14 protein-coding genes are annotated in these 16,941 nt (G+C 68.2%); 7 read left to right on the forward strand and 7 right to left on the reverse strand.

Going from position 1 to position 16,941, the window contains the following annotated elements:
• Positions 1-51 precede the first annotated feature (51 nt).
• Positions 52-912, reverse strand: coding sequence for an EamA family transporter (locus ACO2SS_RS24815; RefSeq protein ID WP_423280537.1), 861 nt, complete (start codon positions 910-912; stop codon positions 52-54).
• A gap of 245 nt (positions 913-1,157) precedes the next feature.
• Between ACO2SS_RS24815 and ACO2SS_RS24820 the strand changes: the two genes are divergently transcribed.
• The 6 genes from ACO2SS_RS24820 to ACO2SS_RS24845 all read left to right on the forward strand — a co-directional run bounded on the left by ACO2SS_RS24820 (position 1,158) and on the right by ACO2SS_RS24845 (position 6,361).
• Positions 1,158-1,967 (forward strand): polyphosphate kinase 2 family protein, encoded by an 810-nt coding sequence (locus ACO2SS_RS24820; RefSeq protein WP_423280538.1) that lies wholly within the window; start codon positions 1,158-1,160, stop codon positions 1,965-1,967.
• A 121-nt stretch (positions 1,968-2,088) separates the two neighbouring features.
• A complete protein-coding gene (locus ACO2SS_RS24825; protein ID WP_423280580.1) occupies positions 2,089-3,009 on the forward strand; it encodes an NAD(P)/FAD-dependent oxidoreductase in 921 nt (306 codons plus the stop codon).
• A gap of 4 nt (positions 3,010-3,013) precedes the next feature.
• On the forward strand, positions 3,014-3,583 hold the full coding sequence (locus tag ACO2SS_RS24830) for an NUDIX domain-containing protein (protein ID WP_423280539.1): 570 nt from the start codon (positions 3,014-3,016) through the stop codon (positions 3,581-3,583).
• Positions 3,584-3,742: 159 nt separating this feature from the next.
• Positions 3,743-4,924, forward strand: coding sequence for a transglycosylase SLT domain-containing protein (locus tag ACO2SS_RS24835; RefSeq protein ID WP_423280541.1), 1,182 nt, complete (start codon positions 3,743-3,745; stop codon positions 4,922-4,924).
• Between the two features lie 100 nt (positions 4,925-5,024).
• The gene (locus ACO2SS_RS24840; RefSeq protein WP_423280542.1) at positions 5,025-5,756 is read left to right on the forward strand and encodes an arginyltransferase; all 732 of its coding nucleotides are present in this window, start codon (positions 5,025-5,027) and stop codon (positions 5,754-5,756) included.
• An 8-nt stretch (positions 5,757-5,764) separates the two neighbouring features.
• Positions 5,765-6,361, forward strand: a complete 597-nt coding sequence (locus ACO2SS_RS24845) for a YdeI/OmpD-associated family protein (protein WP_423280543.1) — start codon at positions 5,765-5,767, stop codon at positions 6,359-6,361.
• Positions 6,362-6,445: 84 nt separating this feature from the next.
• On the opposite strand, the gene ACO2SS_RS24850 is transcribed toward ACO2SS_RS24845, so the two are convergent.
• Entirely contained in the window at positions 6,446-7,543 is a 1,098-nt protein-coding gene (locus ACO2SS_RS24850; protein WP_423280544.1) for an FkbM family methyltransferase, read from the reverse strand.
• Positions 7,544-7,629: 86 nt separating this feature from the next.
• Between ACO2SS_RS24850 and ACO2SS_RS24855 the strand changes: the two genes are divergently transcribed.
• Positions 7,630-8,547 carry a DMT family transporter gene (locus tag ACO2SS_RS24855; RefSeq protein WP_423280545.1) on the forward strand — a complete coding sequence of 306 codons (918 nt, stop codon included), beginning with the start codon at positions 7,630-7,632 and terminating at the stop codon, positions 8,545-8,547.
• A gap of 8 nt (positions 8,548-8,555) precedes the next feature.
• On the opposite strand, the gene ACO2SS_RS24860 is transcribed toward ACO2SS_RS24855, so the two are convergent.
• The 5 genes from ACO2SS_RS24860 to ACO2SS_RS24880 all read right to left on the reverse strand — a co-directional run bounded on the left by ACO2SS_RS24860 (position 8,556) and on the right by ACO2SS_RS24880 (position 16,701).
• The gene (locus tag ACO2SS_RS24860; RefSeq protein WP_423280546.1) at positions 8,556-12,332 is read right to left on the reverse strand and encodes a cadherin-like domain-containing protein; all 3,777 of its coding nucleotides are present in this window, start codon (positions 12,330-12,332) and stop codon (positions 8,556-8,558) included.
• A 268-nt stretch (positions 12,333-12,600) separates the two neighbouring features.
• A complete protein-coding gene (locus ACO2SS_RS24865; protein ID WP_423280581.1) occupies positions 12,601-14,340 on the reverse strand; it encodes a TRAP transporter large permease in 1,740 nt (579 codons plus the stop codon).
• Positions 14,340-15,008: a TRAP transporter small permease subunit gene (locus ACO2SS_RS24870; protein WP_423280547.1), complete on the reverse strand. Its 669-nt coding sequence runs from the start codon at positions 15,006-15,008 to the stop codon at positions 14,340-14,342. Before ACO2SS_RS24870 ends, ACO2SS_RS24865 begins: the two co-directional genes overlap by 1 nt.
• 86 nt (positions 15,009-15,094) lie before the next feature.
• Positions 15,095-16,219 (reverse strand): TRAP transporter substrate-binding protein, encoded by a 1,125-nt coding sequence (locus ACO2SS_RS24875; RefSeq protein ID WP_423280548.1) that lies wholly within the window; start codon positions 16,217-16,219, stop codon positions 15,095-15,097.
• Positions 16,220-16,386: 167 nt separating this feature from the next.
• Entirely contained in the window at positions 16,387-16,701 is a 315-nt protein-coding gene (locus tag ACO2SS_RS24880; protein ID WP_423280549.1) for a hypothetical protein, read from the reverse strand.
• Between the last annotated feature and the right edge of the window lie 240 nt (positions 16,702-16,941).

Consider the following 16,941-nt stretch of genomic DNA (forward strand, 5'->3'; position numbering starts at 1 on the left):
AGTGTGGGCAACGCCCCGACGCCACCCGGGCTCCCGGAAACGTGAGCGGGCTCAGCCCTTCGCGAGCAGAAGGATCACGCCCGCCACCGTCGCGCCGATTCCGACGAGGAGGCGCGGATGGAGCACCTCGCCCCGCAGCAGCACGGCGCTGAAGGCGAGCGTGAAGAGCGGGTAGATCGCGACGAGCGGGGCAACCAGGCTGACGCGCCCCATGCTGAGCGCGGAATAGAGCAGAAGCACCGAGGCGCCGTTCAGCAGCCCCACGATCGCGAAGACCGGCATGGCGCGAGGCGCGGGGAGAAGCGGGCGGCCGCGGCCGAGGGCCACCGAGATCGCGACCATGACGGAAGCGGAAGCCGCGTAGCTGATGACGGTCGCGGCGAGCGGCTGCGGCCAGAAGCCGAGGCCGAGCTTCATCACCGGCTGGACGGTGCCCCGGATCACGGCCGCGACGAGCGGTATGGCGAGGGCCGCGAGGGTCCAGCGCCGTGTCTCGAGCCGGCCCGGAACGGAGAGGAGCGCCACCCCGGCAAGGATGCTGGCGAGCCCGAACGCCCCCTGCAGGGTGAGGTGATCGCCGAGGATCAGGATCCCGAACGCGACCGCGAAGAGCGGGGTCGCATTGCCGAGCGCGCCGGCGAGATTGGGCCCCAGCAGCCGGTTGCCCTGGAACGAGAGCAGCGTCACGGCCACCGGAAAGAAGAGGCCCGTTCCGGCGAAGATCGCCGCCGCGCGGGCGTCGAAGCCCGCCGTGTCGAGCTGCACGAGGCCGATCAGCCCCAGCACGATGGCCGTGGTGGGCAGGCTAACCGTGGCGCCGGCCAGCACCGCCTGGCCGCGCAGGCCGATCTGCGCCAGCACCAGCGCGAGCGCGTAGCATCCGGCCGATGCGAGCGCCGTCAGCGCGACCATGCCCGCCGATTCTTGATCTCAGCCACGGAATTCCCGACACTCGGCCTTGCCTCGTCCGCAGAAGCGCGGCGCGGCCCTGGAGGCAAGCCGGTCCGATCATGGGCGCCATGCCGGAAGCGCGGGGCACGACGGGCAGCCTTCCCTTTCCGTCGATGGGAAAAGCCGCCCGGGGCGCGCAGCCAAAACGGCGCTATCCGCGTTGCCGGCATGCTCGGCTGTGACGGCAACGGAGAATTCGGCTCGCGATGGGTGACCTCAGGAAACTTCTCGTGGTGGAGCCCGGCCGCAAGGTCGATCTCAGCCACTTCGACCCGCGCGAGACCAAGCATGTCGGGAACAAGGAGGAGGCGAAGGCGCGCCTCCTCGAGGACGCGGTCGCGATCGATCACCTCCAGGATCGCCTCTATGCCGAGCGGCAGCACGCCCTCCTGATCATCCTCCAGGGCATGGACACGAGCGGCAAGGACGGGACGATCCGCGCCGTGTTCCAGGCGACGAGCCCGCTCGGTGTCACGGTCACGGCCTTCAACCGGCCGACGGAGGAAGAGCTCGCCCATGACTTCCTGTGGCGCGTCCACAAGGCCTGCCCGCGGCGCGGCACGATCGGCATCTTCAACCGCTCGCAATACGAGGACGTGCTGGTCGGCCGCGTCCGGAAGCTCGCGCCCGCCGCGGTGATCGAGCACCGCTACGACCAGATCAATGCCTTCGAGGACATGATCGCGAGCTCCACCAAGGTGTTGAAGTTCATGCTTCACATCTCGAAGGAGGAACAGGCGGAGCGGCTGCGGGCACGGCTGGAGGACCCGAACAAGCACTGGAAGTTCGATCCGGGCGACCTCGAGGACCGGAGCCTCTGGCAGGACTACATGCAGGCCTACGAGCGCGTGCTCGCGCGCTGCTCGACGAAGATCGCGCCCTGGTACGTCATTCCGGCCGACAAGAAATGGGCCCGGAACGCGGCCATCGCGGCCATCGTGCGGCGCACGCTCGAAGACATGGACCCGCAATTCCCCGAACCGCGTTCGGACCTGAAGCATTTCACGGTGGTGTGACGGCCCGGCGCCCGATCAGCGCCGGCGAACGCCCCTCGCCCGGGAACGGACGCCGCTGCCGCCGCTTGTTTCCGGCGGGGAGCCGGCACGGCTCAGTTCGGGGTGATGCATTTTGTATGATGTGGTGATCGTGGGCGGCGGCCCGGCAGGGCTGAACGCCGCCCTCTTTCTCGGGCGCTGCCGCCGGTCGGTCCTGGTCGTGGATGCCGGCGCGCCGCGCAACGCCCGTTCGCGCTGGGTCAGCGGGTTCCTCACGCGGGACGGCATGGAGCCGGGCCAGCTCCGCGACCTCGCGCGAGCGGAGATCGCCGAATATCCGAGCGTGGAATTCCGGGACGGCGAGGTCACCGAGGCGGGGCGCGCGGAGGGCGGCTTCGAAATCCTGCTCCGAGGCGGCGAGCGCATCCGCGGCCGCAAGTTCATCCTCGCACCCGGGCTGATGAACGACGTCCCCGACGTCCCCGGCTTCCGCGAATTCTTCGGCCGGGGGGTCTATCCCTGCCCCTATTGCGACGGCTGGGAGCACCGGGACCAGCCGGTGGCGGCCTTCGGGCTCGGGGAGGAGGTCCGCGGGATGGCGCTCGAGCTGACGGTCTGGACGCAGAATGTTGTCGCCGTGACCAACGGGAAAGGTCAGGTGCCCGAGAAGGACCGGCGCGATCTCGCCGAGCGGGGCATCGAGATCATCGAGGAGCCGATCGCGGCGCTCGACGGCGATCCGGAGGGCGAGGGCCTCTCCCGGATCCACTTCGCCAGCGGCCGGACGATCGAGCGGACGGCCCTGTTCTACGCCTTCCAGGAATGCCGGCAGTCGCCGCTCGTCGAGCAACTCGGCTGCGAGATGAGCGACAAGGGCGCAGTCGATACCCGCAGCTGCGAGAAGACCAACGTGCCCGGCCTGTTCGTCCCGGGCGACGCCTCCCGGCGGGTCAAGTTCGCCATCGTGGCCGCCGCCGAAGGGGCGATGGCCGCCTTCGCGGCCAATACCGAGCTCTTGCAGGAAGACCTGGCACGGAGCAGGAGCGGGCGTCAGCAAGGCTAGCCGGATGCCCTATTCCATTCTCGCCCTCCAGCCGCGTCACCAGGGCTGGTCGAGCCTCTACGTCGCGCGTGTGCAGACGCCGCGGGGCGACGAGATCCGCCGCGAGGTCGAGTCGCACGGGGACGCGGTGGCCGTGCTGCCCTACGATCCTGGTCGGCGCGTCGCGATGCTGGGCCGTCAGCTCCGCACGCCCGTCCTGCACGCATCCGGGCAGCAGGACCTGCTGGAATGCCCGGCCGGCCTCCTCGACGGAGCCGACCCGGAGGAGGATGCGCGGCGCGAGGTGGCCGAGGAGGTCGGGCTGCGCCTGCGCGGGCTGGAGAAGGTCTCGACCGTCTGGTCGATGCCCGGCCTCTCGACCGAGCGCATGCACCTGTTCCTCGCGGAATACAGGCAGGCCGATATCGAGGGCGAGGGCGGCGGGCTGGCCGAGGAGCACGAGCAGATCGAGGCCACCGAGCTGCCGCTCGCCGAGCTCGCCCGGATGGCGGATGCCGGCACGTTGGACGATTCCAAGACGCTGATCCTGGTGCAGACCCTGCGGCTGCGCCGGCCCGACCTGTTCGCCGCCTGATTCTGTCCACAAGGTGACGAAGCTCGCGTGGCAAATCGGCCACGCCGCAAAGTAAATGCACTCTTATCCCCAGGGGCATCCGGAGTGTGCCCGCCATCTCGCCCCTTTCCGGCCCGATTCTGCCCTGACGTGTGGCAGCGCACGCCTTAAGGTGAGTGAATGGTTCGTTACGCCCTCATCGGTTGCGCGGCTGCCGGCCTCGCGCTGTCCAGCCCGGCCCAGGCCGAAGACATCGACGCCTCCTCCGCGGTTGCGGAGAGCGGCCCGGTCCCGGCCGCCCCCAAGGTAAGGCGCGCGCCCCGCAAGATCGCGGTGCTGCCGCCCTCCCGTCCCGCGGAGGAGATCGACGGCGTCGCCGCCATCGTCGAGGCGGCCCCGGAGGTATCCGGCCCGCCCGTCCTCGCCGGGACGGCGGCTCCCCTTCCGGCTCAGTTCCAGGCCGCACCGGCCCAGCCTCCTGCCCCTGCCCCGGCGGCCGCTGCCGCCCCTGCTCCGACGCCCGCTCCCGTGCAGGTGGCGTCGATCGCCACCCTCCCGCCGCTCCGGCCCTCCTTCCCGACCGATGTGCCGGCCCCGGCCGAGCCCGCGCCGTCCGAGGAAGCGGCCGCCGCGAGCGAAACCCAGACGGGGCCGGTGCCGCCGGCCCGTCCCGAGGTGGCGGAGGCGCCAGCGCCCGCACCCACACTGGCCGTGACGGCCGTGCTGCCGCCCGAACGCCCCGCCGCGCTGGCGACGGACGGCGCGGCCGTCCAGAACGCTGCCCTCCACGACCCGCAGCCCGCGCCCCCGGCGCAGCCCGAGCAGCCCCGCTCGCTCTTCGGGGCGCTGTTCGGAGGCTTCCCCCAGCAGGCGCCCGCGGCCCCCGCGGAGGAGCCGATGATCCGCACCGGCCGCGACTTCCTGGACCAGCGGATCGCCCACCACGCCAGAATCAACAACGTGCCCGCCGCCCTCGTGCATCGGGTGGTCGTGCGCGAGAGCCGGTACAACCCCCGCGCGATCGGGCGCGGCGGCGCGATGGGCCTCATGCAGATCAAGCACGCGACGGCGCGCGGCATGGGCTATGACGGCCCGGCCTCCGGCCTGCTCGACGCCGAGACCAACCTCACCTACGCGGTGAAGTACCTCGCCGGCGCCTACCGCCTGTCCGACGGCAGCTTCGACCGCGCCGTGCAGCATTACGCCCGCGGCTACTATTACGAGGCCAAGCGGCGGAACGCCCGCCTCGCGCTCCGGAACCGGAGCGAGCGGATGCAGCGCCAGGCCGATGCGGCGGCCGCGATCGAGCAGGCGGCCGTTCCGGTCCAGCCGAACCGCTCGCTGTTCAACAACGCCCGCTGATTCGGGACAGGAAACGGACGGGGTGCGGCACCGACCGGCTTGCCGCGAAGGGTGCTCCGGGATGATGATCAGGTCCGTGAAGCCCGGTGCCTGATCAGACGTGACGTCCCATCCCCGCGACGCGCCGCAATTCTACCTCACCGCGCCATCGGCCTGCCCGTATCTGCCCGGGCAGCGCGAGCGGAAGGTCTTCACCCACATCGTCGGGAAGCGTGCGCGGGAGATCAACGACATCCTGACCCAGGGCGGGTTCAGGCGCTCGCAGACGATCGCGTATCGGCCCGCCTGCGAGGGTTGCCGCGCCTGCGTGTCGGTTCGGGTGATCGTGGACGAGTTCGCGCCCTCCGAGAACATGCGCCGCGTCGCCAAGCTCAACGCGGACCTCGTCGGCGCGCCGACGCCCAACCAGCCGACGGCGGAGCAATATGCCCTCTTCCGCCGCTACCTCGACGCGCGGCACGGCGAGGGCGGCATGGTGGACATGACGGTGCTGGACTACGCCATGATGGTGGAGGACAGCCACGTCGAGACCGGGATCATCGAATACCGGATGGCGAGCCCGGCGGGCGGGACCGAGCCGCTCGCCGCCGTCTGCCTGACGGACTTCCTGCCCGACGGCCTCTCGATGGTCTATTCCTTCTTCGATCCCGCCCTGTCGAAGCGCAGCGTCGGAACCTTCGTCATCCTCGACCACATCGCCCGGGCGCGGGCGCTCGGCCTGCCCTACCTGTATCTCGGCTATTGGGTGCAGGGATCGCGCAAGATGGAATACAAGTCGCGGTTCCTGCCGCAGGAGCGGCTCCTGCCCATGGGCTGGATGAGGCACGGCTGAGCAACCGGATGGCGCCCGTCCATGTGGAGCCGACGCGGATCCGCGAATTCGCGGATGCGGCCGCGTTCGAGACCTGGCTCACCGCGCATCACGCGAGGGAGCCCGAGCTCTGGATCAAGATCCACAAGAAGGGCTCGGGACGCGCCACGATCACGCCCGCCGAGGCGGTCGAGACATGCCTCCGCTGGGGCTGGATCGACGCGATCCGGAAGAGCCTCGACGCGGCGAGCTTCCTCCAGCGCTACACGCCGCGAGGTGCCCGCAGTTCCTGGTCCCAGGTCAACGTGGCGATCGTCGAGCGGCTGATCGGCGAAGGCCGGATGACCGAACACGGGCTCCGCCACGTGGAGGCCGCGAAGGCCGACGGGCGCTGGGCGCGCGCCTATCGGATCAAGGGCGCGGAGGTGCCGGCCGATCTCCAGGCGGCGATCGATTCGGATCCCGCCGCGAAGGCGATGTTCGGCCGACTTTCCGCCCAGAACCGCTTCGCGCTGATCCTACGCACGGAAGCGCTGAAGACCGAAGCAGGCCGCCGCCGCCGGATCGCGGCCTTCGTCGAGATGCTGAGGCGGGGCGAAACCATCCATCCCCAAGGCCGCTCCTAGGGGATTCACCGCTCCTTCCGAAGGAGTGAAAGAGCCAGCCGGGCAGATCGCCCGCCTGTTCCGATCGCTCTCCCACCTCCGTCGCTAGTGGAATGCTCCCGAACGGGGCGACCGGAATGAATTGGCCCAGCGATAGAGCGGCTTGACCAGCCTGACCATCTGATCGGCCGTGTCGCGCGGCAATATCCCGGCCCCTCGATCCTCGCCGAAGAAGAGGATGAGGTCCTCCTCGTCGGGAGGGGACAGCACGGACGCTCTTGTGATCTCGCCCAGCGTACTGTCCTTGCGGAGCTCGCGCACCGAGCCGTAGACGGCCAGCATCTGGTCGAGCGCGCGGGCCGGGTCCCGCAGCCGCAATGCGTTGAATTCGAGGATGACGGCGGGCTTGAACCGAGCCAGGACGTCCGACATTCCGGCGATGACCTCTCCCTCGGCGCCTTCGACGTCGATCTTGATCAGATCGACCCGATCCAGACCTTCACATATCGCGTCCGCAGTCGTGATCGGCACCTCGATGACGTCCCGGTTGCCGCGAAGCTCCTCGCCGACCACCCGGCCGTTCTTCGGGTCTCCTTGAGGAACCAGGAAGTTCATGTGGCCCTCCGGCCGGTCGCTCAGCGCGGATTCGATGACTTTCGCGCGAGACGAATGGCCGTTCAGCGCGAAGCTCCTGCGAAGCAGCGCCGCAAGGGCCGGGTTGGGCTCCACGGCGATGACAGAGCCGGTCGGCCCGACGGCCTGGGCGGCCAGGAGACTGAAGTATCCGACATTTGCGCCCGCATCGATGAAGCTCATGCCCGGACGCAGCCAGCGAGACATGAAGAGCGTGAGCCAGATCTCCCAGTATCCGTCCAGCAGAAGGTGGCTGCTCAGCCCGACATCGTCCGTCGGAAGGAAGATCTTCGGCCTGCCGAGGATGCGAGCCAGGCTGACGCCGTTGCCGAGATAGGCCGTCTGCGTCCTTGCCCGAATGGCTGTCTCGGCTCTGCGCGAACTGAGCCGCCCGAGGCGGCCACGAGGAAGCAGATGCACGCCGATCTCCCCGGTCGGGGCAAGCACGCGAGACCTGCCTCCCGGCTGCCCGGCGGAATTGTAGGTCCCGGAACGCTGCCGGTCACCCTCGGCGGTCGCGCCGCCCGCCGCGCGGCTTCCCGGCTGCCGAGTATACCGCACCCCGCTCATTCCGCTTTCCAGACGGCGGTGGTCCCGGTAGTCCCGGCATCTCCTTTCGCCCTCGGCCGAATCCGCCAGACCTGATTGGGACCTCCGTGACCACGATCCTGCGCGCGAGCAGCGGGCGGACAGGAGCCGCTGCCGGCATCGCCATGATGCTCCTCGGCGTATTGCTGTTCGCCGTGAACGACACGCTCGGAAAGTGGCTGGTCGGGACCTATGCGGTCGGGCAACTGCTCCTGGTGCGCAGCATCTCAGGCCTGTGCGCCATGGCGCCGTTCATCGCCCGGACCGAGCGCAGCAGCTTCGTCCGGGTACCCCGCCCGCGCCTGCAGCTGCTCCGCATTCTCTTCTCGACGATGGAGACCGCGCTCTTCTTCTGGGCGGTCGCCGAACTCCCGCTCGCGGAAGTCATCGCCTATTACATGGCGGGCCCGATCTACGTGACCGCCCTCTCGCCCTTCCTCCTCGGCGAGCGGGTCGGCTGGCGCCGATGGACGGCCGTCGCGGTCGGCTTCGTGGGCGTGGTCCTGGCCCTGCATCCCTCGCCGGAGACGATCTCGATCGGGACGATCTGCGCTCTGACCGGCAGCTTCAGCTACGCCCTGTTCCTCGTCACCACCCGCAAGCTCGCCGGCACGTCCGGGACGGTGCTGATGACCGCCCAGCTTCTGGCGGCGCTCGTGTTCGGCGGTGCCCTGGTGCTCTTCCAGGGCTGGGTTCAACCGGGACCGGTGGACCTTGCGCTGATGCTCCTCCTCGGCATCGGCTCGCTCGGCGGCAATCTCTGCGTCAACCAATCGCTCCGGCTCGCGCCGGCATCCGTGGTGGTGCCCTTCCAGTACACGCTGATCGTCTGGGGGCTGATCTTCGGTTACGTCTTCTTCGGCGAGGTGATCGGGCCCCTGACCATGCTCGGAACCGTGATCATCGTCGGGGCCGGATTGTTCATCTTCGTCCGCGAGCGACGCCTCCACGCGGACCAGATCACGCAATCCGCCACGGGAGGCTGAGGGGCGGGCTAGAGGAACAGGAAGTCGCTCGCCTGGAGCATCGAGGCCGTCACGCCCGTGAGCGTCACGGAGTGACCCGGCTCGACCGTGACCACGGCATCGGCTCCCGAACTCGCGATATGTGTCTGGCGCCAGGTGGCGAAGTCGCCGACGTTCAGGGCGAGCGAACGGAAGTCGAGAACATCCTCGCCGCGCGTGAAATCCGTGATCGTGTCCTGGCCGAAGCCGGGCCCGAAGCTGAAGACATCGCGCCCGGCACCGCCGGTCAGGAGGTCGTCGCCGCCCTCCCCCCTGATCCAGTCGACCCCGGCGCCCCCGCTGATCCGGTTCGCGCGGCCGTCCCCGATCAGGAGGTCGTTGAACGCGCTCCCGGTGATGCCGGTCGCGGCGGGATCGATGGAGGTCACCGCCTCGGAGAGGGGCGGATCGGCCAGGAAGGTGGAAGCCCAGTGCCCGGCCATCTTCCGATAGCCGACATCGTTCGGGTGGATGCCGTCCCAGAGATCGGACAGCGCGACGCTCGGCATCTCGACGAGGCTCACGTCCTGGCCGCGAGCCGCGGCATCCGCCACGACGCTTCGGATGGCGGCGTTCACGTTGGCGACCTGCGTGGCGTATCCCGCGAGAGGCAGCAGGGTCGACACGTAGACATGCGTCGACGGGCTCGCCTGCGCGACGTGGTCGAGCATGCCGACGATCTCGGCCCGCACCGCGTCCTGCGGGTTGCTCTTGTAGAAGATGTCGTTGGTGCCGGCCATGAGGAGGATGGCACTCGGCGTGTAGGTCGCGAGCAGGCCCGGAAGGAGGGCCTGGATGTCGTCCCCGGTCTCCCCCGGATAGCCCGCATGCTGGGGATCGGGCACCTGGCCATTGCTGTTCGGCCCCACGAGATCGATCAGGCGCCCCTCCCGGACCACGTTCTCGTAGAAGAAGCCGCGATAGCCGTGCTCGTCCTGGCCGGGAGGCGCGTCGCCGTTCGTGATCGAGTCGCCGAGCGCCATCACCTTCGTCGAGAGCGACCAGTTCCCGCTCCCGAGATCGGCCCTGACGCCGCGGGCGGCGCCCGACAGGTCGAGCGCGCTCCCGCCGCTCCCGCCGCCTACCGTGAAAAGGAAGCTCTGCGCCACGGGCGTGGAGCCATCCTCGTTGCCGTCCTCGACCGAGACGGAGAACGACGGGGCTGCCGACGAGCCGTCATGGCGGAAGGAGACCTGCCCGTTCGAAAGCTGCTGCGGCGTGAAGGTCGTGGCCGAAGCCCCCGCCACCAGCACGCTCCCGCCAACGGCGGCCGAGACCCTGAAGGACACGCCTGTCGCGCTGTCGTCCGGGTCGGAATAGAAGAGGTCCGCGCTCGTCAGCACGTAAGTGCCGCCGCTGGAGACGGTTGCCCTCAGGTCGCCCGTGAGGCTCGGCGGGGTGTTGGACGGGGCGCCTCCGACGTTGAACACGAAGTTGCGCACGATGGGGGCGGAGCCATCCTCGTTGCCGTCCTCGACAAAGATCGTGAAGCCGCCGACCGGCTCGGAGCCATCGTGCCGATAGGTGAGCTGGCCCGAGGCGAATTGCGCAGCCGTGAAGGTGAAGACGCGCGAGCCGTTCAGGAAGATGTCGCCGTTGTTGATGTCGTCCACCTCGAAGGTGATGCCGGCAGGCCCGTCGTCGGGGTCGGTGTAGAAGAAGTCGCTCGTCGTGAACTGGTAGGTGCCGCCATCGGCGATGTTGGCCTGAAGGTCGCCGGTCAGGGTGGGCGCCACGTTGCCGCCCGCACCCGCCACCGTGAGTGCAAAGCTGCGCGCGACCGGCGCGGAGCCGTCCTCGTTCCCGTCCTCGACGGAGACGGAGAACGACGGGGCAATGGATGAACCGTCGTGGCGGAACGAGACCTGCCCGCTCGAGAGCTGCTGCGGTGTGAAGCTCGCGGCGGACGCCCCCGCCACCAGGAGGCTGCCGCCCGCGACTGCCGAAACCGCGAAGGACACGCCGGTCGCGCTGTCGTCCGGGTCGGAATAGAAGAGATCGGCGGTCGTCAGCACGTAGCTGCCGCCGCTGGAAACGGTCGCCCGCAGGTCGCCCGTGAGGCTCGGTGGCGTGTTCACCTGTCCGGTCGTCACGTTGAACACGAAGGTCTGCGCCACCGGCGCAGAGCCGTCTTCGTTCCCGTCCTCGACGAAGATCCGGAAGCTGCCGACGGGCTCCGTCCCGTCATGCCAGTATGAGATCTGGCCGGCCGCAAGCTGCTCGGCCGTGAAGCTCGAAACCGCCGAGCCGTTGCGCAGCACGAAGCCGTTATCGAGGTTGCTCACCCCGAAGGTGATGCCGGCCGGGCCGTCATCCGGGTCGGTGTAGAAGAAGTCGCTGGTCGTGAACTGGTAGGTCGTCCCGTTCGCGATGGTCGCCTGGAGATCGCCCGTGAGTGTCGGGGCGACGTTGCCCTGGCCGGCCGTGAGTTGGACCGAAGCGAGCGCGCTCGCGATCGCCTGGCCGCCATTTGCGGTGCCGTCGCCGTCATTGAGCGTGAAGGTGATCTGGCGGGGCGATGTTGGGCTGCCGGTTCCGGTCGCAAAGCCGATATGCTGGAGCAGCGTCTGGACGTTCGCGGGCGTGGCGCTCGTGTTCAGGCTGACGACAAGGTCCGCGCCGTTCGTCCCGCCGGATACCGTCCCGATGCTCGTCCCACCGACGCGGACGGTCCCGCTCGAGAGCGTCACGGTCGTGTCCGTGACGATGCGGAGTTGGTCTCCGGCCGAGCCGTTCTCCGTGAAGCCGACGCGAAGCGATCCCCCGCCGAAATTCGCGGAGTCGATGTCCGCGACGAGGGCAGCCGGGGCGATCTTCGCGAGGGCGCCGCCGGTCTGGTAGGAGAGCGCGGCGCCCGTGCCTGCAGCGGCGCCATTCAGGTCCATGCTCGGGGCGTCGTTGACGCGCGTGATGGACAGGCTCGCATCGCGCGAGAGGCTCGCCTCCGTCCCGTCGCTCGCCACCACGCGGACCGTTCGCGCCGCGGTGGACGGCTGGTCGCTCCCGTTCTCGTAGACGATGCCGCGGAGGATCGCTTGGTACGTCGCGGCAGACGCGCTGCCCGCGATGCTCAGCACGCCGGTGCTCGCGGCGTAGGAGACGGCGAGCCCGGCAGCTGTCGCGGCGCTCGCGGCGGCGGCGTCGAGGCTCAGCCGCTCGAGCGCATTGCCGTCCGGGCGGGACAGGAGCGTCGCCGTGAGCGAACCAAGGCTGGTCGTATCGGGATCGGTCAGCGTCGCGGCCGGCGCCACGAGGGTGGAGCGGTTCTCGATGAACGTTGCGGAGGCGCCCGTTCCCGAGGCGCTTCCGTTCAGGTCCAGCACCGGCCGGTCGTTCACGGGCGTGACCGAGACGGCGTCCGTCCGCACGGTGCCGGCGAGATCGACCGTGATCGTCTGGCTCGTCGCCGGCGTGTCGCTCAGATCGGAATAGGTGAGGTTCCGCAGCACGGTCTGCACCCGGGCCGCCGTCGCGTTGCTGTTGAACGCGATCACGAGGTCGGCGCCGTTGCTGCCGCCTGAGACCGAGCCGACCGTGACGCCGCCGACCCGGACGCTCGTGCCCGAGAGGCTCACGCCGCTGCCGAAGCCGATCAGCGCCTCCGGAAGCAGTCCGGACAAGCGCAGCGCCTGGCCGTTGAAATTGCCGCTCGCGCTCAGCGTCGCGCTCGGCGCGAGGAGAATGGCGGATGCCCCCTCCTGGTAGCTCCTGCTCTCGTTGAGCCCGGCGCCGGAGCCGTTCAGATCGAAGGTCGTGACGGTGGCCATCTCGCGCCCCCAGGACCGAAGGTGCTCGGCACCTCAGCGGATCAGAGAGGGCTCCTCGATCGCATGGATCCTTCGATTCGAGGCGAGTGCTTTGGTAGTAAGCTGAGGCAAATCCGATCTATCAGCCGGATACCAGGTCGCAAAACCGGATATCAGGAGATCACGCCGCAGTTGTTCTCCGCTCTTCGACCTAGATAGTCTTGGTATCAACCTCGAACTACGCAGCCCCAGACTGCCCCGATCCGGCTGGACCGGACAGGGCCGGTCCCTATTTCCCGTACAGGTATTCCGGCAGCCAGAGAGCCATGCCGGGCCAGAGATAAATGATGATCATGCAGAGCACGACGACGGCCATGTAGGGCATCATGCCAGCGAAGATCTGGTTCAGCGTGACGTGCGGCGGCGCGACGCCGCGGAGATAGAAGGCCGACATTGCCACGGGAGGCGACAGGAAGGCCGCTTGCAGGTTCACGAAGACGAGGACGCCCCACAGGATCGGATCGATGCCGAAATGCTGAAGCAGCGGCAGGAAGATCGGAACGAAGATGATGATGATCTCCGTCCATTCCAGCGGCCATCCGAGTATGAAGATGATCGCCTGGGACAGGAGCATGAACTGCGTCGGCGTGAGGTCGAGGGACAGGACCCAGCGCTCCAGGAGCGCCTGGCCGCCAAGGAGCGCGAATACGGCGGAAAAGAGTGCCGAGCCGACAAAGAGCCAGCACACCATCGCCGTCGTCTTGGCGGTCAGAAAAACGGCCTCTTTCGTCCGCTTCCAGTTCAGCGTGCGGGCGAAGAGGGCGAGCAAGAAGGCGCCGGCTGCACCGATCGCGGCCGACTCCGTCGCGGTGGTGATTCCGAGAAGGATCGCGCCGAGCACCAGCGCGATGAGGATCGCCATCGGCAGGACGGAGCTCGAGAGCAGCTTCACGACCTGCAGCTTCTCGGCCGTCATCCGGGCGTAGTAGCGAGCGAGCGCGAGGACGGCGACGACCGCCAGGACCCCGAACGTCACGTAGAATGTGGTGGAGACGCTGACCTCGGCGGCGACGGGAGCCGCGGCGGGCGCTCCGAGTTGTTCGAGGCCTTCCGGCACTTCCTCGACGCGCGCGAACGGATAGACGACGACGTACCACCACCAGAGGCTCAGAATGCCGGCCACGAGCCCTAGCGGAATGAGGCTGGCGGCGAAGTTCCCCACGATGTGCCGATAACGGATCGGGCCCGCATCCGTGCTGATCGACAAGGCCTTCGCGGGGGAGGCCAGCGCGGCTGCGAGTCCGCGCACCATGTTCATCGGATAGACCGTCTGGAAGCGGCGGATCCAGTCGGGGACCGGAATGCGCGTCGCTTCCTCCGGCAGCGCCGGAGCGAGCGACGGGTTCAGCATCGTCCGGCCGATCACGTAGAGAATGTAGAGGAAGGCCAGGAACAGGCCGGGAAACATCGCGGCCGCATAGAGCTTCACGACGGACTGGCCGGCGACCGCGGCGTAGACGATGATCATCACCGAGGGCGGGATCAGGATGCCGAGCGTCCCGCCGGCCGTGATAACCCCCGCCGCGATCCGCGTATCGTAGCCCGCGCGCAGCATCGGCTGGAGCGCGACCACCCCCATCAGGACCACGACGGCGCCGACCAGACCCGTCGCCATGCCCCAGAATGCGCAGACGGCCAACGTGGTGACGGCAAGCGAGGCCGGCACTCGCCGAAAGGCGAGTTGCACGGAGTAAAACATCTTGTCGACGAGGGCCCCGCGTTCCATCACGTAGCCCATCAGCACGAAGAGCGGGATCGCGATCAGGACGTCGTTCGTCATCGCACCGTAGGTGCGCTGGACCATCAGATCGAAGATGCGGTTGTCGAGTAGCGCCTGCCCCGGGACATAGAAGGCGTAGAAGCCGAACATCATCCCGAGGCCCATCAGCGTGAAGGCCGTCGGGAACCCCATCATGATCGCGACCACGATGAGGCCGAGCATCACAAGCCCGAGCGCGGGATCGCCGATCATGACTGGAGCTCGCTGCCCATGCCGCGTTGACGGGCGGTTTCGTCGATCTTCTGTGCGCGAGCGATCGCCGCACGGCGGGTGTCGTCATCGACCAGGGTCGATTGGGAAAGCTGCTCCTCGATCACGTCCATCTCGGCGGCATCCTTCAGCCTCGATGGCCAGACGCCAGTCTTGAGCGTGACGAGACAACGGACGATCTCGGCCGCGCCCTGGAGCAGGATCAGGGCACCCGAGATCGGGATCATCGCTTTGAAGTGATAGATGGGCGGCCCGTCCGCGGTCGTCGTCGAGTGCTCGCCGATGCGCCAGGACAAGGCTGCATAATCGTAGCCGGCCCAGAGCAGGGCCAGGATCCCAGGCACGAAGAAGACGAGATACAGCACGAGGTCGAGCGCTGCCTGAGTGCGGGGACGCATCGACGAATAGAGGAAGTCGCCCCGAACATGGGCGTTCTGCGCCAGCGTGTAGGCCCCGGCCAGCATGAAGAGCGTGCCGTAGAGGATGTTCATGGCGTCGAAGATCCACGCCGTGGGCATGTTCAAGATGTACCGCTTGAACACTTCCGCGCAGACCAGCAGCATCAGGGCGATGATGAGCCAGGCCGCGGCCTTGCCCACGAAGGTGCTGACGGCATCGACGCCATGGATCAGTCGCTGAACATTCATCCGGGCTGTCGCACTGCTGAGGCTTCCGTAGCGAAAGACGCCGCCCGACCATCGGCCGAGCGGCGCCCGCCATCCCGAAACCTGGCTTAGATCTTCTTGGCGGCGGCGTTCTGGCCGAAGTAGTGGTCGTAGGCCATCCGCCGGTTGACGACCGTGTCCTGCTCCCACTTCGTCGCCCGCTGCGCGAAGGCGAGCTGCGACTGCAGGATCTCCTTGAACAGCGCGTTCTCGCCCGCCTTCTTCTTCACGACGTCGTCATAGACCTCGAGCTGCTTCTTCAGGATCGCATCCGGCGTCTTGTAGAAGCGCACGCCGCCCTGGGCGAGCTCGGCATAATCCTTCGAATAGCGGTCGATGGCCTTCCAGGCCATGTCCTGCGAGGCCGCCTCGGTCGCGTTCAGGATGATCGCCCGCATCTTCTCGGGCATGGCGTCGAATTTCGCCTTGCTCCACAGCACCTCGAAGCTTTCGGCGTTCTGATGGTAGCTCTGCAGCATCGAGACCTTCGACACGTCCGGGAAGCCCAGCGCGCGGTCGGAGGAGGCGTTGTTGAACTCGGCCGCGTCGAGCAGGCCGCGATCCATGGCGGAGACGATCTCGCCGCCCGGCAGGGCGTTCACGGCCGAGCCCATGCCCTGGAACACGTCGATCGAGATGCCGACGGTGCGGAACTTGAGGCCCTGCAGGTCCTCCGCCTTGGCGACCGGCTTCTTGAACCAGCCGAGCGGCTGCGTCGGCATCGGACCGTAGGGCATCGACACGACGTTCGCGCCGATCGAGCTGTAGAGCTTCTCGAGAAGCTCCTTGCCGCCGCCGTATTTGTGCCAGGCGAGCAGCATGTTGGCGTCCATCGCGAAGCCTGGGCCCGAGCCCCAGAGCGCGAGCGCCGTCTGCTTCCCGTAGTGATAGACCATCACGCCATGGCCGCCATCGAGCGTGCCCTTGGACACGGCGTCGAGCAGGCCGAAGGCGGGGACGACCGCGCCGGCAGGCAGGACCTCGATCTTCAGGTCGCCGCCGGTCATGTCGTTGATCTTCTTCGCGTAATCCAACGCGAATTCGTGGAAGATGTCCTTGGAGGGCCAGGTGCTCTGGAAGCGCATGCTGATCGGGCCCTGCGCCTTGGCGACCGTCGGCGCCGCCAAGCCGGCCGCCGTTGCGACCGCTGCCCCCGTCAGAAACTTGCGTCTACTGCCCTTCTGCTCGGTCATCCGTTTCCTCCTGATCTCCGGCAGTTATTTCCGCCGGTTATCGGAGCAACTAAGGACCAATATCACCGCATGACAAGCGCGATTGCGGTCATCGAGCCTAGGCTTTTGGTCTTGGTACCTGCAGTTTCGGGGCCGGACTTGCGGTCCGGCCCCGAGTGGAAATCGGCCTAGTCGCAGATCTCGCGCGGGCGCACGTCCCAACCCCAGCCGGGTACCCAGACGCGGCGATGCACGACGTAGCACTCGCCATAGACGGGCACCGGCGGCGGCGGGGCGTAATAGGCCGGCGGCGGCCCGTAGGCCGGACGCGCAGCCGAGGCGATCGCGGCACCGGCGGCCACGCCGCCGAGGATGCCGACCGCAGCGGCGGCGCCGGGGCTCCAGCCGCGGCCGTAATAGCCGCCGGCCTCGGCCGGGATGCTAGCAGCAATCGTGACCGCGGCGATGCCTGCGGCCGCGGCGGCGATCTTCAGGGAAGCCATGGCGAACACTCCTCCTGGTCAGCCCCAGGGGCTATGCGGGCTTCGAGACGGCAGGATCGCACGGCCGGGCTAACGGCTTGGTGAATGCGCCTTCGGCGGAGAGTTCAGGATTGGGACGCGCCGGGCGGGACTGCCCCAAGAGGCAGCACGTCGCCCGAAAGTCGGGCTGCCGGGTCGCTTGACACCGCCCCAAGGCGGCGGAAGATTGTTAGTGTACAAATGAAATTCGGGGCCGGCCGG

The sequence above is a fragment of the Enterovirga sp. CN4-39 genome, from assembly GCF_049446235.1.
Taxonomy (GTDB): Bacteria; Pseudomonadota; Alphaproteobacteria; order Rhizobiales; family Beijerinckiaceae; genus Enterovirga.